The sequence below is a fragment of the Massilia yuzhufengensis genome (assembly GCF_900112225.1).
Lineage (GTDB): Bacteria > Pseudomonadota > Gammaproteobacteria > Burkholderiales > Burkholderiaceae_D > Telluria > Telluria yuzhufengensis.
This window is the reverse complement of sequence record NZ_FOLD01000008.1, coordinates 41,979-62,121: the sequence shown is the minus strand read 5'-3', so window position 1 is coordinate 62,121 and position 20,143 is coordinate 41,979. Positions and strand designations below refer to the sequence as shown.

At 66.5% G+C, this 20,143-nt stretch carries 19 protein-coding genes; 10 read left to right on the top strand and 9 right to left on the bottom strand.

The genetic code is table 11. From position 1 onward, the window contains the following. Nucleotides 1-6: 6 nt before the first annotated feature. Nucleotides 7-237: a BrnA antitoxin family protein gene (locus BM031_RS09165; protein ID WP_091874075.1), complete on the bottom strand. Its 231-nt coding sequence runs from the start codon at nucleotides 235-237 to the stop codon at nucleotides 7-9. Nucleotides 238-488: 251 nt separating this feature from the next. Here BM031_RS09165 and metH point away from each other — a divergent pair, with 251 nt between their 5' ends. Then, entirely contained in the window at nucleotides 489-4,259 is a 3,771-nt protein-coding gene (gene metH / locus BM031_RS09160; RefSeq protein WP_091874073.1) for a methionine synthase, read from the top strand. Nucleotides 4,260-4,366: 107 nt separating this feature from the next. Here the strand turns inward: metH and BM031_RS09155 are convergent, their stop codons facing one another. The 8 genes from BM031_RS09155 to rsmB all read right to left on the bottom strand — a co-directional run bounded on the left by BM031_RS09155 (nucleotide 4,367) and on the right by rsmB (nucleotide 12,684). Next, entirely contained in the window at nucleotides 4,367-5,644 is a 1,278-nt protein-coding gene (locus tag BM031_RS09155; protein WP_091874072.1) for an EAL and HDOD domain-containing protein, read from the bottom strand. A gap of 112 nt (nucleotides 5,645-5,756) precedes the next feature. Continuing rightward, nucleotides 5,757-6,533 (bottom strand): class II glutamine amidotransferase, encoded by a 777-nt coding sequence (locus BM031_RS09150; RefSeq protein ID WP_091874070.1) that lies wholly within the window; start codon nucleotides 6,531-6,533, stop codon nucleotides 5,757-5,759. Nucleotides 6,534-6,633: 100 nt separating this feature from the next. Beyond that, nucleotides 6,634-6,891, bottom strand: coding sequence for a BTH_I0359 family protein (locus tag BM031_RS09145; RefSeq protein WP_091874068.1), 258 nt, complete (start codon nucleotides 6,889-6,891; stop codon nucleotides 6,634-6,636). A 132-nt stretch (nucleotides 6,892-7,023) separates the two neighbouring features. Continuing rightward, a complete protein-coding gene (locus BM031_RS09140; protein ID WP_091874066.1) occupies nucleotides 7,024-7,401 on the bottom strand; it encodes a GTPase in 378 nt (125 codons plus the stop codon). Beyond that, on the bottom strand, nucleotides 7,402-8,142 hold the full coding sequence (locus BM031_RS09135) for a response regulator (protein WP_091874064.1): 741 nt from the start codon (nucleotides 8,140-8,142) through the stop codon (nucleotides 7,402-7,404). A gap of 54 nt (nucleotides 8,143-8,196) precedes the next feature. Then, entirely contained in the window at nucleotides 8,197-10,491 is a 2,295-nt protein-coding gene (locus BM031_RS09130; RefSeq protein WP_091874282.1) for a sensor histidine kinase, read from the bottom strand. A gap of 4 nt (nucleotides 10,492-10,495) precedes the next feature. Then, the gene (locus BM031_RS09125; RefSeq protein WP_091874063.1) at nucleotides 10,496-11,059 is read right to left on the bottom strand and encodes a DUF4390 domain-containing protein; all 564 of its coding nucleotides are present in this window, start codon (nucleotides 11,057-11,059) and stop codon (nucleotides 10,496-10,498) included. Nucleotides 11,060-11,112: 53 nt separating this feature from the next. Continuing rightward, complete coding sequence (gene rsmB / locus BM031_RS09120; protein ID WP_091874061.1) at nucleotides 11,113-12,684, bottom strand: 16S rRNA (cytosine(967)-C(5))-methyltransferase RsmB; 1,572 nt, start codon at nucleotides 12,682-12,684, stop codon at nucleotides 11,113-11,115. Between the two features lie 177 nt (nucleotides 12,685-12,861). Here rsmB and argS point away from each other — a divergent pair, with 177 nt between their 5' ends. The 9 genes from argS (at nucleotide 12,862) to BM031_RS09075 (ending at nucleotide 20,134) form a co-directional block, all read left to right on the top strand. Next, nucleotides 12,862-14,601: an arginine--tRNA ligase gene (gene argS / locus BM031_RS09115; RefSeq protein WP_091874059.1), complete on the top strand. Its 1,740-nt coding sequence runs from the start codon at nucleotides 12,862-12,864 to the stop codon at nucleotides 14,599-14,601. 30 nt (nucleotides 14,602-14,631) lie between these two features. Next, nucleotides 14,632-15,312: an SPOR domain-containing protein gene (locus BM031_RS09110; RefSeq protein ID WP_091874058.1), complete on the top strand. Its 681-nt coding sequence runs from the start codon at nucleotides 14,632-14,634 to the stop codon at nucleotides 15,310-15,312. A gap of 16 nt (nucleotides 15,313-15,328) precedes the next feature. Further along, nucleotides 15,329-15,991 carry a thiol:disulfide interchange protein DsbA/DsbL gene (locus BM031_RS09105; RefSeq protein WP_091874056.1) on the top strand — a complete coding sequence of 221 codons (663 nt, stop codon included), beginning with the start codon at nucleotides 15,329-15,331 and terminating at the stop codon, nucleotides 15,989-15,991. After that, nucleotides 15,988-16,782 carry an SDR family oxidoreductase gene (locus BM031_RS09100; RefSeq protein WP_091874054.1) on the top strand — a complete coding sequence of 265 codons (795 nt, stop codon included), beginning with the start codon at nucleotides 15,988-15,990 and terminating at the stop codon, nucleotides 16,780-16,782. The genes BM031_RS09105 and BM031_RS09100 overlap by 4 nt, the downstream gene beginning before the upstream one ends. Continuing rightward, on the top strand, nucleotides 16,779-17,543 hold the full coding sequence (locus BM031_RS09095; RefSeq protein ID WP_091874052.1) for a biotin--[acetyl-CoA-carboxylase] ligase: 765 nt from the start codon (nucleotides 16,779-16,781) through the stop codon (nucleotides 17,541-17,543). Before BM031_RS09100 ends, BM031_RS09095 begins: the two co-directional genes overlap by 4 nt. After that, the gene (locus tag BM031_RS09090) at nucleotides 17,540-18,271 is read left to right on the top strand and encodes a type III pantothenate kinase (RefSeq protein WP_091874050.1); all 732 of its coding nucleotides are present in this window, start codon (nucleotides 17,540-17,542) and stop codon (nucleotides 18,269-18,271) included. The genes BM031_RS09095 and BM031_RS09090 overlap by 4 nt, the downstream gene beginning before the upstream one ends. 14 nt (nucleotides 18,272-18,285) lie before the next feature. After that, nucleotides 18,286-18,981, top strand: coding sequence for an SPOR domain-containing protein (locus BM031_RS09085; RefSeq protein WP_177207693.1), 696 nt, complete (start codon nucleotides 18,286-18,288; stop codon nucleotides 18,979-18,981). Nucleotides 18,982-19,141: 160 nt separating this feature from the next. Beyond that, complete coding sequence (locus tag BM031_RS09080; protein ID WP_091874048.1) at nucleotides 19,142-19,570, top strand: hypothetical protein; 429 nt, start codon at nucleotides 19,142-19,144, stop codon at nucleotides 19,568-19,570. Nucleotides 19,571-19,582: 12 nt separating this feature from the next. Beyond that, complete coding sequence (locus BM031_RS09075) at nucleotides 19,583-20,134, top strand: hypothetical protein (RefSeq protein ID WP_143084541.1); 552 nt, start codon at nucleotides 19,583-19,585, stop codon at nucleotides 20,132-20,134. Nucleotides 20,135-20,143 lie beyond the last annotated feature (9 nt).

Genomic DNA, 20,143 nt, shown 5'->3' with positions numbered 1-20,143 from the left:
CGATCATCACTTCTCTTGTGCTTCCGTGCGCTGCGCATCCATGTATTCGCGCAGCACCTGGTTGATACGGGTCTGGTAACCCGGGCCCGCCGACTTGAACCATTCCAGCATGTCCACGTCCAGGCGGATCGTCACGATCTGCTTCACACCATTGATCGTCTGCGGCTTGACGGCAAATGCCGGCTCTTCAATGCGGTTCACCGATTGATCCCAATCCGGCTCATATTCTTTGTTCATGCAATCATCCCGTTAAAAGCTGCGCCAACACTGTGGCGACGGGGTTAATTGTCGTCCGTGTATGTAACGTAAAGATTGCGGATGTGCCGGGTTTTGTAACACCGTGTAACAGTCTACGATTTCCATACATAAAGATACAAACGCAAAACCGCATTTTGGTGCATCCCGGAGCGACCGGACGTCATGACGTATAATTTCAGACCGCCCAACAGTAACGGCCTGTCAAGCCGCTTATCGAGAAAGACGCCCACATGAACGCCCCACTTCGCACCCTCTCCCCGATCGACGCCCAGCTGCGAGACATCATGTCGCGCCGCATCATGATCCTGGATGGCGCGATGGGCACCATCATCCAGCAGTACAAGCTCGACGAAGCGGCCTACCGCGGCGAGCGTTTCGCCACGTTCGCCGCCCCGGAAGGCGCGGGCCACCGCGAGCTGTTCGTCAAGGGCAACAACGAGCTGCTCACGCTCACGCAGCCGCAGATCATCCAGGAAATCCACGAGCGCTACCTCGCAGCCGGCGCCGACCTGATCGAAACGAATACCTTCGGCGCCACCGGCGTGGCCCAGGACGACTACCACATGGCGCATCTCGCCTACGAGATGAACGTACAAGCGGCCAGGCTGGCGCGCGCCGCCTGCGACAAGTACAGCACGCCCGACAAGCCGCGCTTCGTGGCCGGCGCCCTGGGACCGACCCCGAAGACCGCGTCGATCTCGCCAAGCGTAAACGACCCGGCCTTCCGCAACGTCACCTTCGACCAATTGGTGGCCAGCTACCACGAGCAGGTGCGCGGCCTGGTGGCCGGCGGCAGCGATGTGCTGCTGGTCGAGACCATTTTCGATACCCTCAACTGCAAGGCCGCGCTGTTCGCGATCGACCTGTACTTCGACGAGCACCCGGCCACCCCGCGCCTGCCGATCATGATCTCGGGCACCGTCACCGACGCCTCGGGCCGCATCCTGTCGGGCCAGACCGTCGCCGCCTTCTGGAATTCGGTGCGCCACGCCCGGCCGCTGACCATCGGCCTGAATTGCGCGCTGGGTGCGGCGCTGATGCGCCCCTACGCCGAGGAACTGTCGCAGATCGCCGATACCTTCGTGTGTATCTACCCGAACGCCGGCCTGCCCAACCCCATGAGCGACACCGGCTTCGACGAGCTGCCGGCCGACACCTCGGCCCTGCTGCGCGAATTCGCCGATGCCGGCTTCGTGAACATCGCCGGCGGCTGCTGCGGCACCACGCCCGAGCACATCGCCGCCATCTCCAGCATGCTGGAAGGCCGCGCGCCGCGCGCCGTGCCAAGCATCCCGGTGGCGATGCGCCTGTCGGGCCTGGAGCCGTTCACGGTGGACGAGACTTCGCTGTTCGTCAACGTCGGCGAGCGCACCAACGTCACCGGTTCCAAGGCCTTCGCCCGCATGATCCTGAACGAGCAGTTCGACGACGCACTGTCGGTGGCGCGCCAGCAGGTGGAAAACGGCGCCCAGGTCATCGACATCAACATGGACGAGGCGATGCTCGATTCGCAGGCGGCCATGACGCGCTTCCTGAACCTGATCGCCTCCGAGCCCGACATCTCGCGCGTGCCGATCATGATCGACTCCTCGAAATGGAGCGTGATCGAGGCGGGCCTCAAATGCGTGCAGGGCAAGGCCATCGTGAACTCGATCTCGATGAAGGAAGGCGAGGAAGAATTCATCCGCCAGGCCCGCCTGTGCCGCCGCTACGGCGCCGCCGTCATCGTGATGGCCTTCGATGAACTGGGCCAGGCCGACACCTTCGCGCGCAAGACCGAGATCTGCGGCCGCGCTTACAAGGTGCTGGTGGAACAGGTGGGCTTCCCGCCGGAAGACATCATCTTCGATCCGAACATCTTCGCCATCGCCACCGGCATCGAAGAGCACAACAACTACGCCAACGACTTCATCGAAGCCACCGCCTGGATCCGCAAGCACCTGCCGCATGCGAAGGTGTCGGGCGGCGTGTCGAACGTCTCGTTCAGCTTCCGCGGCAACGACCCGGCGCGCGAGGCGATCCACACCGTGTTCCTGTACCACGCGATCAAGGCCGGCATGACCATGGGGATCGTCAACGCCGGCATGGTCGGCGTCTACGACGACTTGCCAAGCGAATTGCGCGAGCGCGTCGAAGACGTGGTGCTGAACCGGCGCGAGGACGCCACCGAGCGCATGATCGAATTCGCCGGCACCCTGAAGGCCGGCGGCGGCAAGCAGGAACAGAACCTCGAATGGCGCAACGCCCCGGTCGAGAAGCGCCTGGCGCACGCGCTGGTGCACGGCATCACGCAGTGGATCGTCGAGGATACCGAAGAGATGCGCCAGCAGGTCCTTGGCGCCAATGGCCGCCCGATCCACGTGATCGAAGGCCCGCTGATGGACGGCATGAACATCGTCGGCGACCTGTTCGGACAGGGCAAGATGTTCCTGCCGCAGGTGGTGAAATCGGCGCGCGTGATGAAGCAGGCCGTGGCCCACCTGGTGCCCTTCATCGAAGAAGAAAAGGCGGAGGAAGAGCGCCGCACCGGCATCGTCGCCAAGCCCAAGGGCAAGATGGTCATCGCCACCGTCAAGGGCGACGTCCACGACATCGGCAAGAACATCGTCTCGGTGGTCCTGCAGTGTAATAACTTCGAGATCGTGAACATGGGCGTGATGGTGCCCTGCTCCGATATCCTGGCCAAGGCCAAGGCCGAAAACGCCGACATCGTCGGCCTGTCCGGCCTGATCACGCCTTCGCTCGAGGAGATGGCCCACGTGGCGCGCGAGATGCAGCGCGATCCTTACTTCCGCGAGAAGAAGATCCCGCTGCTGATCGGCGGCGCCACCACCAGCCGCGCCCATACCGCCGTCAAGATCGCGCCGCACTACGACGGCCCGGTGGTGTACGTGCCGGACGCCTCGCGCTCGGTATCGGTCGGCCAGTCGCTGCTGACGGACGACACGCGCGACGCCTACATCATCGAACTGGCCCAGGACTACGAACGCATCCGCATCCAGCACGCCAACAAGAAGGCGCTGCCGATGCTCACGCTCGAGCAGGCGCGCGGCAACCGCGCGCGCCTGGCATTCGCACCGGTCAAGCCGAAGTTCATCGGCCGCAGGCTGTTCAAGAATGTCGATCTCGCGCTGCTCGCGCGCTACATCGACTGGGGCCCGTTCTTCCAGACCTGGGACCTGGCCGGGCCCTACCCCGCCATCCTCACCGATGAGGTGGTCGGCGAAGCCGCCTCGAAAGTGTTCGAGGAAGCCCAGGCCATGCTCAAGAAGATCATCGAAGGCCGCTGGCTCACCGCCAACGGCGCCATCGCGCTGCTGCCGGCCAACTCGGTGGACGACGACGACATCGAGATCTATACCGACGAAACGCGCAAGGAAGTTGCCTTCACCTGGCACGGCCTGCGCCAGCAGGGCGTCAAGCCGATGGTCGACGGCCAGCAGCGCCCGAACCAGTGCCTGTCCGATTTCATCGCCCCGAAAGACTCGGGCGTGGCGGACTACATCGGCATGTTCGCGGTGACGGCCGGCCTGGGCATCGAGAAGCACGAGCAGCGCTTCGAAGCGGCGCACGACGACTACTCGTCGATCATGCTCAAGGCCCTGGCCGACCGCCTGGCCGAAGCCTTCGCCGAGTACCTGCACGAGCGCGTGCGCACCGACCTGTGGGGCTATGCGGCGGGCGAAGACCTGAGCTGCGAAGCGCTGATCAAGGAAGCCTACAGCGGCATCCGCCCGGCGCCTGGCTACCCGGCCTGCCCGGAGCACACCGTCAAGGCCGAGCTGTTCCGCACGCTGCAGGCGGAAGAGATCGGGATGGAGCTGACCGAATCGTTCGCGATGTACCCGGGCGCGGCCGTGTCGGGCTTCTACCTGGCGCATCCGGAATCGAAGTACTTCGTGGTGGGGAAGATCGGCGACGACCAGGTCGAGGACATGGCCAAGCGCCGCGGCCTGGACCGGGAAGATGTGGAGCGCTACCTGGCGCCGAACCTGCAGTAAGCTGTTGTGCGGCGCCGGGACGGTCTGTCTGACAGCCGTTGGCGCCAGGAGGCTGTCGTAGGGTGGACGGGTCTCCCGTCCACCCTACGTACAGCGTTCAGCGCGCGTCAAATCGCGTACCGCACAACCTTGTCGCTCCACTCGAAGGCATTCACCTCGAGCTCGGCCAGGTCATCCCCGTCGATCGACAACTCGTGCAGCGCCGGCATCACCTCGTCCTGCGCATCTTCCATGCGTTCGATCGATTCCGCCAAACGCAGCAGCTCGCCGAAGAAGCCGCGGCGCACCAGCAGTGCGTGGCGCACTTCGTCGATGACCGGGATCTGTTCGACGATGTCCTGCATCGGAATGCAGAACAGCGTATCCATCAGCGACATCATGCCCACCGTGAAGGCCACGTCGGCCACATTGCGCTGCCCCGGGCGCAGGCGCTGCGCGAGCAGTTCCATCAGGCGCGCGCGCGTCGTCGCCAGCATCAGGAGCGGGCTCAGGTTGTGGCCGCGCACGCCCGGTTCGGCGTACAGCAGGATCTGCAGCCAGCGCTGCAGCTGGCGGCGGCCCAGCAGCATGATAGCCTGGCTGATCGATTCGATGCGGCGCCCGCTTCCTGCGGCCGGCGTGTTCACCAGGCGCAGCAGGTTCAGGCCGAGGGTGATGTCCTTCTTCACCGCGCGCTCGATCTCGGCGTTGTCGGCGTCCGAGGTCACCAGGTTCATCAGGTCCATCACCGCCGCCTGCGAAGGCGAGAGCTTGCGGCCGGCGATGACGGTCGGCTTGGCGAAATAATAGCCCTGGAAGTAATCGAAGCCGATGTCCAGGCAGGTGCGGTATTCGTTGTGGGTCTCGACCTTTTCGGCCACCAGGCGCTTGCCCGTGCCGCGCAGGCGCGGGGCCAGCGACAGCAGGGTCACCACCGGCAGCTCGCGCAAGTCCATCTTGACGTAGTCGATCACGGGCAGCAGGCGCGCCAGCGAAGCACCGTGGGCCGATGCTTCGGCGGCGAAGCGGAAGCCATGCGAGGACAGTTCGGTCATGCGCTGGATGACGGCATCGTTCGGCTCGACCGAGCGCACGATCTCGAGCACGGTGCGCTCGCGTGGCAGGAAGGCGAACATGTCGCTCATGAGCACGTCGGTGTCGACGTTGATGAAGGCGGTGGCGTCGCCGATCGCGCGCGCCAGGCCCAGCTGCGACGCGTGATGGATCACGCTGGCGCTGGCCGACAGGCCCGATTCGATCTGCGCCGGGCCCTGCGCACTGCCGCGGAACAGCAGTTCATAGCCGAACAGCGCCTGGTTACGGTCGAGCACCGGCTGGCGCCCGAGGTAAAAATTGCGCAATTTCAGCGGCTGGTTGGCCTGGTCAAGGCTGGCGGTATCGGTCATGTCGTCTGGTTGGGCTCGCGAACATCCCTACTTTACCGTATCCGTCAGATTTAGTGGCTTATTGGCACTAATTTATCGGAGGAAGGATGATATTTTTGCCATTGTGCCATGATTACTGTGGCAGGCCATCCACGAAGAGCATCAGCTCGCCCGGCGCGAAATGGGTCCAGGTTTCATTCGTGGTGAGCGGTTCGGTCACAATGATGGCCACCCGGTCGTCCGGCGTGGTCACTTCCGAAAAGTCCACCGACAGGTCTTCGTCGGACAGGCTGGCGGTCACGAACGGGTACTTGCGCACCACGTAGCACAGCTTGGTCGAGCAATGGGTGAACAGCGCGGTGCCGTCCGACAGCATCATGTTGAAGGTGCCGTGCGCGGCCACTTGCGGCACCAGGCGTCCGAGCGCGGCGTGCAGCTCGGGCAAGGTGGGCGCGGTGCCGGACGAGCCGTCGCCGAACTCCTCGCGCAGGCTCTGCATCAGCCAGCAGAAGGCCAGCTCGCTGTCGGTGGTGCCCACGGGGCGGAACGGCCCGTGCAGGGCGGGCGCGAAATCCTTCAGGTCGCCGTTGTGCGCGAACACCCAGTAGCGGCCCCACATCTCGCGCACGAAGGGATGGCAGTTCTCGAGCGCCACGTGACCCTGCGTGGCCTTGCGGATATGCGCGATGACATTGGTCGACTTGATCGGGTAGCGCTTGATCAGTTCGGCGATCGGGGAGGCGATGGCGGCCTGGTGGTCGACGAAGTGGCGCACGCCCTTGCCCTCGAAGAAGGCGATGCCCCAGCCGTCATGGTGGGTATCGGTGCGGCCGCCACGGTGGGCAAAACCGGTAAAGGAGAAGACGATGTCCGTGGGGACGTTGCAATTCATTCCGAGGAGCTGGCACATGGGCGCAGCTTACCATGGGGATGGTGCTACTGGTGCAGGTGAAAACCGGTAGGAAGTCAGGGGCGCCACTGCGGCCGCGGCCGCAATGGCGAAGGACGAATCAATGCAGCACCACCGGCTGGCTCATCAGGGTGTCGTAGGAACCGAGGAAGTCGTCGATTTCTTCCATGGTCGGCTCGCTCGCGATGAGGTTGTTCACGTCGCGCCGGAACGACTGGGCCAGCTTGCCGCCGATGAATGCTTCGCGCCGCCCGGCCTTGTCGACGATTTCATAGCCGCCGAAGCGCAGGGCCTCGAGCTCGCGGTCAATGCCGAACTCGACGACGCTGTACTGTTCGCTGTTGTAGATCATGTTCATGATGACTCCTTCTCTCGATCAGAGTGGTTGTGCGCTCTAACCGCGCGGCGGCGGGCGGTTGGCAGTTCACTTCGGTAAAGAGGTGGGGCTCCCTGGGGCGATTTCAAGTGCGCGCAAGCTCGGGGCTCGACTTTACAGGCGCACAACCGGATCCAGTGCCAACAGCTGATCGTATGGCGCGTCTTGCAGCCACGATCGCAACTGATCAAGGTGTTCGCTGCCTGCCAAACCGATGAACAGGCGTTCCGGTCCTTGGCGTAACAGTCGATTCAATGTTACACGCAAAACCAGGTTCCCGGCGCAGCACGGACACCCGCCAGCGAGTCGGACGAGTCTTACGGAAGAGGAATCAGGGATGGGCGTGGAGCCCGGGGCGAGACCTTCGAGGATGACGGCGCTCAAACCGCCCGGCGGCGCCGCCCGCAGCAGCGCGGCGATGCTGTCTTCGCGCGCGGCGGCCGAGGCGCCGGCGACCAGGGTGGTGGCCACCCGCACGCGCGCTACGGCCAATCAGACGCCTTTCTTGGCGAGCTTGCCCGGTTCGACGCCGAGCTGCTTGAGCTTGCGGTACAGGTGGGTGCGCTCGAGGCCGGTCTTCTCGGCCACGCGCGTCATGCTGCCGCCCTCGCGGCCCAGGTGGTGTTCGAAGTACATGCGCTCGAAGGCGTCGCGCGCTTCGCGCAGCGGCAGGTCGAAGGACAGCGTGTAGCCGGTGCCCTCGCCTTGCGACATCGCATGGACCATGCGCGAACCATTGCCCAGCTGCGGCGCCGGCGGCGCGAACATCGGGGCGGCCGCGGCGGCGGCCGGGGCGCCCATGTCGGCCATCGGCATGGCCGTGGTGGCGACCGGACGCGGCGGCGCCAGCGGCGCGCGCGCCACTTCCTGCGCCCGCGTCAGGCCCTGCTGCACGGCCTTGAGCAGCTTTTGCAGCGCAATCGGCTTCTCGAGGAAATTCAGGGCGCCGATGCGGGTCGCTTCGACTGCGGTGTCGATGGTGGCGTGGCCCGACATCATGATGACGGGCATGGTGAGCAAGCCATCGCGCTGCCATTCCTTGAGCAGGGTCACGCCGTCGGTATCGGGCATCCAGATATCGAGCAGCACCAGGTCGGGCGCGCCGGCGGCGCGCGCCTCGCGTGCCTGCTGTGCATTTTCCGCCAGGGTAATGGCGTGGCCTTCATCGCCCAGGATTTCCGAGAGTAATTCCCGGATACCCATTTCGTCATCAACTACGAGTATGTTCGCCATCAGTGTGCCTTTTTGATCTCTTACCCGTGATAGTGAGATTTTATGCGTGTTTTATCATTCGGCCAAGTTCGCCTCGGGGGCTAACTTTAACAGCAAAATAAATACCGACGCGCCACATCCGTTTGCCTGGTTCCCGATGTCGATCCGGCCACCGTGTTCGTCGATGATCTTCTTGACCATCGGCAGGCCCAGGCCGGTGCCGCGCGCCTTCGACGTGACATAGGGTTCGAAGGCGCGCGCCAGGATGCGCGGCGAGAAGCCGGGGCCGTTGTCCGTGATCGCCAGGCGCACCGCGGTGCCGGCGGCGCCATCGGCTCCTTCGTAATGGATAGCTTCGGTCACGACGTCGACCCGCGCCGGCTCGCCGGAGTCGCGGTCGGCCAGCGCGTCCTGGGCATTCTGCACCAGGTTGTGGATCACCTGGCGCAGCTGGGTCGGGTCGCCCATCACGCGCGGCAGGTTTGCCGCCAGGTTGGCGTGGATGACGTCGGTGCCGTCCTCGGACAGGTAGAGCTGCAGGATTTCGTCGATCAGGGCGTTCAGGTCGAGCGGCTCGAGCACCGCCGGCGGCGTGCGCGCATAGTCGCGGAAGTCGTCCACCATGCGCTTCATGGCGTCGACCTGGTTGACGATGGTGGTCGTGCTCTTCTTCAGCAGTTCGGCTTCCAGCGGCGGCAGGCTGCCCTCGAGCTTCATCTGCAGGCGCTCGGCCGACAGCTGGATCGGGGTCAGCGGGTTCTTGATCTCGTGCGCCAGGCGGCGCGCCACTTCGCCCCAGGCCACCGAGCGCTGGACCGAGATCACGTCCGAAATATCGTCGAACACCACGATGAAGCCGCTGCCGGTTCCCACCGGCAGGCGCGAGCCGCGCGCCAGCAGCGTGATGTCGTGGTCTTGCTCGTCGCCGCTGCCGCGGCGCGCTATCTCGATCTGCTGCTGCCAGTGGGCGCGGCGGCGGCGTTCCACGCCGGCGCTGCCGGCCGCGCTCTGCGCGCTCTGCGCCGAGATCGCGCGCGTGATGCAGTTATAGAAGGTATCGAGGCCGGCGATGCTGGCCAGCGGGCCGGCCAGTGCACCCGGCTCGACCTGCAGGATGCGGTAGGCCGCATCGTTGGAATTGACCACCCGCCCTTCGGCGTCGAGCACGATCACCCCGGCCGACATATTGGCCAGCACCGACTCCAGGTGGGCCTTGGCGTTCTGCAGCGCGGTGCGGTTGCGCTCGACCGCGCTGCGCGCCTCGAACAGCTGGCCGGTCATGGCATTGAACGAGCGCGTCAGCGTGCCCAGTTCGTCGTTGGTCTCCACCGTCGGCCGCGGCGACAAATCGCCCTCGGCCACCGCCTGCGTGCCTTCGGCCAGCACCAGCAGCGGCTGGGCCAGGTTGTCGGCGATCAGGAAGGCGCTGCCGATGGCCCCGAAGATCGCCAGCAGCAAGGTCAGGGTGAGCGTCTCGATGTACATCTTGCGCAGGCCGCTGCGCTCCTGCGAGCGCGAGCGGTATTCTTCGGAGGCGCTGCGCAGCACCACCGCGTTGGAGGCCAGGTTGACCGGCACCGACTGCAGCAGCTGCAGGTAGCGCGGTTCGATGCCGTGCGACTCGGGCACGGCCAGCACCACGCGCAGGCGCAGGCCGGTAGCGGCGTCGAGCGCGCTCGGGCCGTTGCCGGCCACGTCGCTGGTGCCTTCCGGGCGCGCATAGCCACCCGGCAGCGCGGCCGACTTGAGCATGTCGGGCGTGGGCCGGTCCATGTCGAGGTTCAGGTTGCGGTCCTGCGCGCTCGAGGCCAGCACCGTGCCGTCCGGCGAGAGCAGGATGGCGCTTTGCAGGCCGCTGATGTCGTTCACCAGGCTGCTCAAGACGCCCTGCACCATCACCGCATCCTGGCCGGCCAGGGTGGCCGCCGCGGTCTGGCCGCTGGCGCCCAGTTCGGCCACGGCTTCGTCCAGCGCGGCGCGGCCCAGGTTGAGGCCCGATTCGATGGCGGCCTCGATCTTGACGTCGAACCAGGAGTCGATCGAGTGCGACACGAAATTCACCGACACCATGAAGATCACCAGCCCCGGCAGGATGCCGATGCCGGCGAACAGCAGCACCAGCCTGGCCACCAGGCGCGAGCCGAACTTGCCCGCCTTGTAGCGCGAATACAGGCGCGCCAGCGCGACGATCACGAGGATCAGCAGCAGCACGGCCATGCCGGCGTTCACGCCCAGCAGCCAGGTGTAATACTTGTCGAAGAAGCCCGAATTGTCCGATGCGGACGCGAGCAGGAACAGCAGGATCGATACGATCGCGCCGCCGACCACGAGGGCGTAGCGCAAGGCCTGGTTGACGGATTTACCGCGCACGAACTTACTCCGCACGGTAGGCGAAATACTTTTTGTTGGACGCGAGGCGCCAGCTCGAATCGTTGATCGCATTCACCTGCAGCGGCTTGGACAGGAAGTCACGGTCCATGTACATGCGCAGCGTCACGTTGTAGACCTCGCCCTGCTTGAGCGCGCCTTTCGGTGCGATCAGCCAGCGCGCCGGGCGCCGGATCAACGACAGCGCGTCGTCCAGGGTGGTGAAGGGCTGCGGCACGCTGCCGTTGGTGGCGACGATGTACTGGCGCGTGAGCACGTCGTAGGAGATGCCGATGGTGCGCTTGGCCAGCACGGCTTTTTCGTCGCGCCACCACCAGCGCGGGCGCGTCATTTCGATCTCGGTGGTGAAGTGCAGCTTGACGCCGTTCTGCACCGCGTCCTGCAGCTCGTGGTTCAGGTCGAAGGCGTAGGCGGTGTTGAGGCGATAGCCCTCTTCGCTGGACTGGATCTCGGCCTTGGTGATGTCGATCACGTCGTTCGCCCGTGCCTGCGCGCACGCGAAGACCAGCAGCAGCTGGCAGGCGAGGAGGCAGAAAAATCGTAACGTCACGGGTGAGCCGGAGCCTTAAGGTTGAAGCCGAATCGATTCGAGCGGGGTGGCCATCACGCCGGTTTCTGGAACAGGGCGTAGAACAAGCCGTCATGATCCTGCCCGGCTCCGCTGGCTGGCAGCAGCTGGCCCGGCGCGTCGAGGCGGATGGCGTTGTGGCGCGCCGCAAACGCGGCGGCCTGCGCCTCCGATTCCTGGGGCCAGAGCGAACATGTCACAAACAACAATTTACCATTGGGCAGCAACATCTGCCAAAGGTTGTCGAGTATTTTGCTTGAAAGTGTTGCAAGTTGGAGCGTGTCGGACTTGCGGCGCAGCCAGCGGATATCCGGATGGCGGCGCACGATGCCGGAGGCCGTGCAGGGCACGTCGGCCAGGATGCGATCGAAGCCCTGGCCATCCCACCACTCCGGTTGCTGCGCTTCGGCGACCACCAGTTTCGCTTCCAGGCCCAGGCGCCCCAGGTTGTCGCGCACGCGCGCCAGGCGCAGGGCGTCGGCATCGACCGAGGTCAGCTGCACGTCGGCCATCTCGAGGATGTGGCCGCTCTTGCCGCCGGGGGCCGCGCAGGCGTCGAGCACGCGCATGCCGTCTTCCAGGCCGAGCAGCGGCGCGGCCAGCTGGGCGCCGGCGTCCTGCACCGACACCCTGCCTTCGTGGAAGCCCGGGATCTGGCTGACGTTGACCGGCTGCGCCAGGCGCACCGCGCTTGGGCCCACCTGCGCCGCTTCGATGCCTGCCTCCTGCAGCACCTGCAGGTAGGCCTCGACGCTGCCCTTGCGGGTATTGACGCGCAAGGTCAGCGGCGGGTGCACATTGCCGGCCGCAAGGATCTGTTCCCACTGCTCCGGATAGGCGGCGCGGGTCGTGTCGATCCACCATTGCGGATAATTCCAGCGCGCCAGCGGCTGGCGCAGGGCCTCGGCCACCAGGCTGTCCTTTTCGCGCAGGAAGCGGCGCAGCACGGCGTTCACCATCGCCTTGGCGTGGGCAAAGTCGGGGTGGCTGGAGGCCGCATGCACGGCCTGGTCGACCACCGTGAAGGCTTCATAGGGCGCGGCGCCCTCGAGCGGGTCGAGCAAGGCCAGCGCGGTGCACAGCAGGCCGCCCAGCATCGGCGGCTCGGGCGCCTTGCTGGTCATCAGGCCGAGCAGGGTTTCGCTGCGGCCGAGCTGGCGCATCGTGCGGTAGGCGATGTCCTGGATCGCGCCGCGGCCCTGCGGGGTCACGTCGTAGGCCGCGAACACGCTGCTCAAGGCCTGCGGCAGCGCGGTGCCGCCGCGCACGCGGGCCACGGCATTGGCTGCGCCCAGCAGCGCCAGCGCGAGCGAGTCGGCCTTCAGGTCGGGCCGGTAGTCGCGCTGCGGCGCGACCTTGACCTCGTGGCTGGCGCGCAAGGGACGTTCGGCCTCGGGACGATAGACTTCGCGGCGCGGCGGCGGATTGCGCTGGTCGCGGTTCTGCTCACCTGCCTGCGCGCGCTGGTCCTGGGCTGGCTTCGCACCCGGCTTGCCGGACTGCGCCTGCCCTGGCTTCGGGCCCGGCCGAGCCGCGCCCTTCGCGTGGGTCGAGCGCGCAGGTTTGGCGGCAGGCTTCAGGGAGAGCGTCGGGCGCTTGTCGGTCATGGCAGGGTCAATACGGTCGAAAAAGGCCCTCATTGTACCGGCTTACGCTTTGGCGTCGCTTAAGCATCGCACCACAACTTGCCGGGGCGAACATATTGCGTATTGCGCCAAACCAGTATAATGACCGCTGTCCGCCTGCCCGCAGGCCCGCCTCATTATTCAGACCAACTACCTCCCATGCTCGCCCAACAAAAACAACAAATCGTTGCCCTGTTCCAGGCTGCGCTCGCACCGATCGTCGCCGGCACCGACCTGACCCCCACCATCCTGCTGGAGCGTCCGCGCGACCCGTCGCACGGCGACGTCGCCTGCAACATCGCCATGCAGCTGGCCAAGGCCCTGAAGACCAACCCGCGCGAACTGGCCACCCGCCTGGTCGCCGCCGTGCTGGCCGACCCGGGCGCGCAAGGCCTGGTAGAGTCGGCCGACGTGGCCGGCCCCGGCTTCATCAACCTGCGCGTGGCCCCGGCCGCCAAGCAGGCGGTGGTCAAGACGGTACTTGAACAGGGCGCGGCCTTCGGCCGCGGCGATTCCGGCAAGGGCCACCACGCGATCATCGAGTTCGTATCGGCCAACCCGACCGGCCCGCTGCACGTCGGCCACGGCCGCCAGGCCGCGCTGGGCGACGCGCTGTCCTCGCTGTTCGAGTCGCAGGGCCATGACGTCACCCGCGAGTTCTACTACAACGACGCCGGCGTGCAGATCGCCACCCTGGCCAACTCGGTGCAGGCGCGCGCGCGCGGCTTCAAGCCGGGCGACACCGGGTGGCCGGAATCGAGCTACAACGGCGACTACATCCAGGACATCGCCGACGACTTCATGGCCAGGAAAACCGTGGCCGCCACCGACGGCGAGCCGGCCACCGCCAGCGGCGACAGCAACGACCTCGAATCGATCCGCCGCTTCGCCGTGGCTTACCTGCGCAACGAGCAGGACATCGACCTGCAGGCCTTCGGCGTCAAGTTCGACAACTACTACCTCGAGTCGTCGCTGTACGCCGACGGCAAGGTCGAGCAGGCGGTGCAGGCCCTGGTCGACGCCGGCGTGACCTACGAGCAGGACGGCGCGCTGTGGCTGAAGACCACCGACTACGGCGACGACAAGGACCGCGTGATGCGCAAGTCCGACGGCACCTATACCTACTTCGTGCCGGACGTGGCTTACCACATCCAGAAATTCCGCCGCGGCTTCGACCAGGCCATCAACGTGCAGGGCAGCGACCATCACGGCACCATCGCGCGCGTGCGCGCCGGCCTGCAGGCGGTGAACATCGGCATCCCGCAGGGCTACCCCGACTACGTGCTGCACAAGATGGTCACCGTGATGAAGAACGGCGAAGAGGTCAAGATCTCCAAGCGCGCCGGTTCCTACGTCACCGTGCGCGACCTGATCGAATGGTCGGGCAATGGCGACATCACGCGCGGCCGCGATGCGGTGCGCTTCTTCCTCATCTCGCGCAAGGCCGATACCGAGTTCGTGTTCGACGTCGACGTCGCGCTGGCCACCAGCGAAGAAAACCCGGTCTACTACGTGCAGTACGCCCACGCGCGCATCTGCTCGGCCCTGTCCAACTGGGGCGGGGACGAAGCCCGACTGGGCGGCGCCGACCTGTCGCTGCTGGACACGCCGCACGAAGCCAGCCTGCTGGCCAAGCTGGCGGCCTACCCGGAAGTGCTGGCGCGCGCCAAGCTGGAACTGGGCCCGCACCAGGTCGCGTTCTACCTGCGCGAACTGGCTGGCGAACTGCACAGCTACTACTTCGCGCACAAGTGGCTGCTGGACGACGACGAAGCCTTGAAGCTGGCGCGCCTGGCCCTGGCCACCGCCACCCGCCAGGTGCTGCGCAACGGCCTGTCCCTGATCGGCGTGTCGGCCCCAGCCAAGATGGAACGCGCCCCGGCCGAAGCGCAAGCCTAATCATCCTTATCAAGCAACCATAAGCGTCCCATGACCGCCAACCGTCCTTTCCCGTCCCTGCGCCAGCGCGGCAGCACCCTGACCGGCATCATCATCGGCCTGATCGTCGGCCTGGGCATCGCGGTGGTGGTCGCGCTCGTGATCACCAAGGGCCAGTCGCCCTTCACCGACCGCTCCACCAAGATGGGACGCCCGGCCGACCTGGACCCGACCCAGGCCAGCGACCCGAACAAGCCGCTGTACGGCAACCGCGAAGCGGCGCGCGAAGCGAACCGCCAGATCGCCGAGCGCGCCAACAAGCCGGAACCGGCGCCCGCGCCTGCGCCGGCCGCCGCCGAAGCCGATCCGCTGGGCCAGGCGATCGCCGGCATGCAGGCGCCACCGGCGGCGCCCGCTCCGGCGGCTGCGCCCGCCGCAGCGGCGCCGGCGGCAGCTGCCCCGGCGGCCGCGCCTGCGCCCGCAGCCGGCGCCGAAAGCTACATCTACTACCTGCAGGCCGGCGCCTTCCGCGAAATGTCCGACGCCGAGAACACCCGCGCCAAGCTGGCCCTGCTCGGCTTCGAAGCGGCCATCAGCGACCGCAGCACCGACGGTGGCGTGCTGCACCGCGTGCGCGTCGGCCCGTACAACGGGGTCGAATCCATGAACAAGGCGCGCGCCAAGCTGCTCGACAGCGGCATCGACGTCGCCATCGTCCGCAACCAGCGTTAAGCCCCCCGGGACCCGCATGAACCTGCTTCGCCGCCTGACCTGCTCTACCGTGCTGCTGGCCCTGTCCGGCAGCGCCGCCGCCTCCCCGTCCGCGCCCAAAGAAGGCGTGGACTACCAGCTGCTGCCGTCGGCCCAGCCGACCGACGGCGGCCGCAGAATCGAGGTCCTCGAGTTCTTCGCCTATTACTGCCCGCACTGCTACGCGCTGGAGCCGCAGCTGGCCGAATGGGTGAAAAAGCAGGGCGACAACATCGTGCTGCGCCGCGTGCACGTGCCGCGTGGCGCCCCGGTGCAGGCGCAGCAGCGCCTGTTCTTCACGCTCGAGTCGCTCGACCTGCTGGAGCAGTACCACGGCAAGGTGTTCAACGCGATGCACGTCGAGCACCTGCCGCTGGCACAGGACGAGCAAGTGTTCGACTGGGCCAGCCGCGCCGGCATCGACCGCGCGCGCTTCGTCGACGCCTACCGCTCGTTCGGGGTACAGGCCAAGGTGCGCCGCGCGCAGGCGATGGTCGACGCCTACCGCATCACCCACTGGCCGATGCTGGCGGTGGACGGCCGCTTCATCACCTCGCCCGGCATCCTGGCCGAATCCGGCGTGCCCTCGGGCGACGCGCTGCAGGCGACCCTGCAGGTGATGGACAGTCTGGTCGCGCGCGCGAAAGCGGACAAGAAATGACCGCTGCGCCGGGCCGCGCGGACCGGGTGTTCATCACCGGCGCCTCGAGCGGCATCGGCGCGGCGCTGGCGCGCGAGTACGCGGCGCGCGGCGCGGTGCTCGGCCTGCTGGCGCGGCGCCGCGAACCGCTGGCCGAGCTGGCGGCATCCCTCCCCTACCCTGAACGCCACCGCATCTATGCGGTCGATGCGACCGACGACGGCGCCGTCGCGCTTGCCGCGGCCGACTTCATCGCGGCCAAGGGCGGCGCCGACATCGTCATTGCCAGCGCCGGCATTTCGCACGGCACGCTCACCGAACGCGCCGGCGACCTGCCCGTGTTCGAGACCGTGTTCGCCACCAATGTGGGCGCCACTGTCGCCACCTTCGCGCCGTTTATCGGCACCATGAAAAGCCAGGGCGGCCCGTGCCGCCTGGTCGGCATCGGCAGCGTGGCCGGCATCCGCGGCATGCGCGGCGCCGGCGCCTATTGCGCCTCCAAGGCGGCCGTGCACAGCTACTGCGAATCGCTGCGGCTTGAACTGCGAGGTTCTGGCATCAAGGTGGTGACCATCGCCCCCGGCTACATCGACACGCCCATGACACGCCTGAATCGTTTTCCCATGCCCTTCCTGATGCCGGCCGCGCGCTTCGCCGCGCAGGCGGTCGAGGTGATCGCGCGCGGCCACAGCTACCGCGTGCTGCCCTGGCAAATGGGCGTGGTGGCCAAGCTGCTGCGCCTGCTGCCCAACGCCCTGTTCGACCTGGCCTTCTCGCGCGCGCCGACCAAGCAAGGCAAGGGTGAAGCATGAACGCCGCCCACATCGCCTCCCTCTCGCATGCGAAGGTCGCCGTCGAGGTGGTGCCGGAGACCGGCTCCACCAACGCCGACCTGCTGGCGCGCGCCCCCACGCTGACTGAACCGGTGCTGCTGGTGGCCGGCCACCAGAGCGCGGGACGCGGGCGCGCGGGACGCAGCTGGCTGTCCTCGCCCGAAGGCTCGCTGACCTTTTCGCTGGCCTGGAAATTCGACGGCGGCCCGCAGCAGCTGACCGGCCTGCCGCTGGCCATCGGCGTGGCCCTGGGCGACGCGCTGGCGCAGCTGGGCGTGCAGGTGCAGCTGAAGTGGCCGAACGACGTGCTCAAGGATGGCGACAAGCTGGCCGGCATCCTGATCGAGACGCAAGGCGCGCCTGGCGGCGGCACCTGGGCCGTGATCGGGATCGGCCTGAACCTCATCATGCCGGACGAGCTGGAAGCGCGCCTGGGCCGCAGCGCCGCCGGTGCGCCCTGGCTGGCGCGCATGGAGCGCGACGTGCTGCTGGCCGCCCTGCTCGACGCGCTGGCCGACAGCCTGCGGCTGTTCGCCGCCCAGGGCTTCGGCGCCTTCTGCGCGCGCTGGAACCTGCGCCATGCGTGGCAGGGCCAGGTCGTGACCATCATCGACAACGGCCAGGTGTTGCACGAAGGCCTGGCGGCGGGCGTCGACGACACGGGACGGCTGCTGCTCGACACCGCTGAGGGCCGCATCGCGGTGCTGGCGGGCGACGTGTCGCTGCGGGTCAAGGAATGACGCTGCTGCTGATCGACGCGGGCAATACGCGCATCAAGTGGGCGCTCGCTGCGCCCGGCGCTGCGTTGGGCAAGTGGGAACAGTGCGGGGCGGTGGAGCACGCGGGCCTGGACGCCGTCGGAGCAGGCTGGCGCCACGCTGGCATCACGCGCGCCATCGTGTCGAACGTCGCCGGCGCGGCCGTGCGCGAACGCATTGCGCAGGCGCTGCCGGCCGGGATCGACGTCGAATGGTTCGCCTCGGTGGAGGAACGCGCCGGCCTGCGCAACGGCTACCGCAACCCGGGCCAGCTGGGCTGCGACCGCTTCTCCGCCGCCATCGGCGCACGCGCACTGGCGCCGGGGCAGGACGTGATCGTGGCGACCTGCGGCACCGCGACCACGGTGGATGCAATCAGCGCGGACGGCCGCTTCATCGGCGGCATGATCCTGCCGGGCCTGGCCTTGATGGCCGGCGCGCTGGCCAGCAATACCGCCCAGCTGCCCCAGGTGGCGCCAGGCGCGGCTCCGCCGCCGGTCTTCGGCGACAATACACATGACGCCATCGTTTCCGGCTGCCTGTCGGCCCAGGCCGGCGCGATCGAGCGCGCCTGCGCCGCGCACGGCGCCACCGCCTGCATCGTGTCGGGCGGCGCCGCGCCCTATATCGCCCCTGCCCTCACGCTGGCGCACCGGGTGGTCGATAATATCGTGCTGGTCGGGCTGCATGCAGCCGCCGGCGCCGATTGACGAGGAGAGCGCACTTGTTGAAATTCGTATTCTGGGTCCTGCTGGCGGCGAACGCCGTGCTGTTCGCGTATGGCCACGGCTATCTCGGCAAAGTGGAAGGCGGCGAACATGAGCCGCAGCGCCTGAAGAACCAGCTGGCGGCCGGACGCATGGTGATGCTGACCGCAGCCGAGGCACGCGCGGCGGTCGACAGCGCTGCGCCGGCAGCGCCCCCGACTGAGCCTGTCGCGGCTGCGGCACCTGCCACAATCGCCTGCACCCAGGCCGGCGCCTTCTCGGCCACCGACGCGCGCCGCTTCGAACCGCGCATCGCCCGGCTGGCGCTGGGCCCGCGCGTCATCCGCACCAGCGTGCCCTTCCAGGAAGTCACCAGCCACCTGGTCTACCTGCCGCCCAATGGCGGCAAGGAAGGCGCCGACCGCCGCGTGGCCGAACTGAAGGAAAAAGGCGTCACCAACCTCTTCGTGATGCAGGGCGACTCGCCGCTGCGCTGGGCTGTGTCGCTGGGCGTGTTCAAGACCGATGCCGCCGCGCAGACCCTGGTGACGTCGCTGGGACGCCAGGGCGTGCGCGGCGTGCGGGTGCTGCCGCGTGGGCCGCAGGGCGCGCGCTCGGTGTGGCAGTTCAGGAACCTGACGGCGGAGGAGCGTGGACGGGTTGCCGGGATCGCTGATGATTTTTCGGGGGTGCAGCTTCGGCCGTGCGAGTAAGGGGATCACTTTGTACAAAACACGCGACAAACGACCATGTGCAATCATGCGCATGTTGTCAGGAAATCGCGTAATGGCTGCTTTGCTGCTATCAATCGCATCGCCGACATATGCAATACCTCCACCACCGCACAAACCTCTATTATTGCGTGAAGCACGAATGACCGTGACGGTTCAGCTGATCGAAGCAAAAAATGGAATCGTCAGCAAAACCAGCAAGCTCTGTAAAGTGAAGGGAGCCATCCCGGTCTACGCAGACGACGGGAGCGCAGCGCTTTTCCACGCGCGGGATATCACTGGCTGCAGCATGGTTCGCAACGGAGAGAAGCTGATTGTGTACGTGCGGGGCGCGAAAGCGATATCGAAGGCGCGCGTCACCTACGCCACCGCCAGCGTCGGGGTCATACCTCCCGATGCCGTCCCGCTCTGTCCGATGTGCGGGCCGCAACCATGGGCCGATTCTCAAGCTGACATCCGCGTCAGCGGCAATCCCAAGTCCCTCGCGTTCAGCCTGACCCCCAACCCCGTGTCCATCCTCAACGCCAAACCAAGCGTTTGGCTCGAGGCCGATGTAGAGATCATTGACTGAGACAGACATTCGATGACGACATTTTTCCGAAGTGTGCTCATGTGCCTTGTTGGAGCAATGAATGCGGGTTGCATCGTCAATTCATCCAATGCACTGCCGGATGGCGGTATACCTTCTGCCAATCGTGCAGTGATCGTCTACGGGGTGAAAGTCGAGGGCGCGTGGCCCCATCCCGCCTTCCCCCTGGATTTGGCCGAGTACGATATCGGGCAGCAGAACATCACCGGTAACTGTTTCCGTTTCAACCGCACCGAAACACGCGTATCTCCGCTTCCCGGGACGGTGAAGTATGTTGCCTTCGACGTTCGGCCCGGCTACTACATTTACAGTCCATTTAATGTCGCGCCATTTGAAGTCGAAGTGGTTTCGTTCGAAGCCCGGGCGGGGAAAACTGTGTATATAGGCGACTTCATCTATGAAAAAAGCCAGCAGGTCTCCCTTGTCCGACAGCTCGATACTGCCAGGGAAGTCATCGTGCAGGCACTGCCGAAACTGAAAGGACAGATCACGCTGGCCACGGCGGCGGCAGCGACAAGGCCGCGGGCGTTCGTTTGTACTCCGTGAGCGCAAGCC

Bases quoted from the DNA above. Each gene is read 5' to 3' on its own strand.
- BM031_RS09110 (WP_091874058.1), top strand. From the start codon at position 14,632: ATGACCGCCAACCGTCCTTTCCCGTCCCTGCGCCAGCGCGGCAGCACC.
- BM031_RS09080 (WP_091874048.1), top strand. From the start codon at position 19,142: ATGACCGTGACGGTTCAGCTGATCGAAGCAAAAAATGGAATCGTCAGC.
- BM031_RS09095 (WP_091874052.1), top strand. From the start codon at position 16,779: ATGAACGCCGCCCACATCGCCTCCCTCTCGCATGCGAAGGTCGCCGTC.
- BM031_RS09150 (WP_091874070.1), bottom strand. From the start codon at position 6,533: ATGTGCCAGCTCCTCGGAATGAATTGCAACGTCCCCACGGACATCGTC.
- BM031_RS09100 (WP_091874054.1), top strand. From the start codon at position 15,988: ATGACCGCTGCGCCGGGCCGCGCGGACCGGGTGTTCATCACCGGCGCC.
- BM031_RS09090 (WP_091874050.1), top strand. From the start codon at position 17,540: ATGACGCTGCTGCTGATCGACGCGGGCAATACGCGCATCAAGTGGGCG.
- argS (WP_091874059.1), top strand. From the start codon at position 12,862: ATGCTCGCCCAACAAAAACAACAAATCGTTGCCCTGTTCCAGGCTGCG.
- BM031_RS09135 (WP_091874064.1), bottom strand. From the start codon at position 8,142: ATGGCGAACATACTCGTAGTTGATGACGAAATGGGTATCCGGGAATTA.
- BM031_RS09155 (WP_091874072.1), bottom strand. From the start codon at position 5,644: ATGACCGATACCGCCAGCCTTGACCAGGCCAACCAGCCGCTGAAATTG.
- BM031_RS09075 (WP_143084541.1), top strand. From the start codon at position 19,583: ATGACGACATTTTTCCGAAGTGTGCTCATGTGCCTTGTTGGAGCAATG.
- rsmB (WP_091874061.1), bottom strand. From the start codon at position 12,684: ATGACCGACAAGCGCCCGACGCTCTCCCTGAAGCCTGCCGCCAAACCT.
- metH (WP_091874073.1), top strand. From the start codon at position 489: ATGAACGCCCCACTTCGCACCCTCTCCCCGATCGACGCCCAGCTGCGA.
- BM031_RS09145 (WP_091874068.1), bottom strand. From the start codon at position 6,891: ATGAACATGATCTACAACAGCGAACAGTACAGCGTCGTCGAGTTCGGC.
- BM031_RS09105 (WP_091874056.1), top strand. From the start codon at position 15,329: ATGAACCTGCTTCGCCGCCTGACCTGCTCTACCGTGCTGCTGGCCCTG.
- BM031_RS09165 (WP_091874075.1), bottom strand. From the start codon at position 237: ATGAACAAAGAATATGAGCCGGATTGGGATCAATCGGTGAACCGCATT.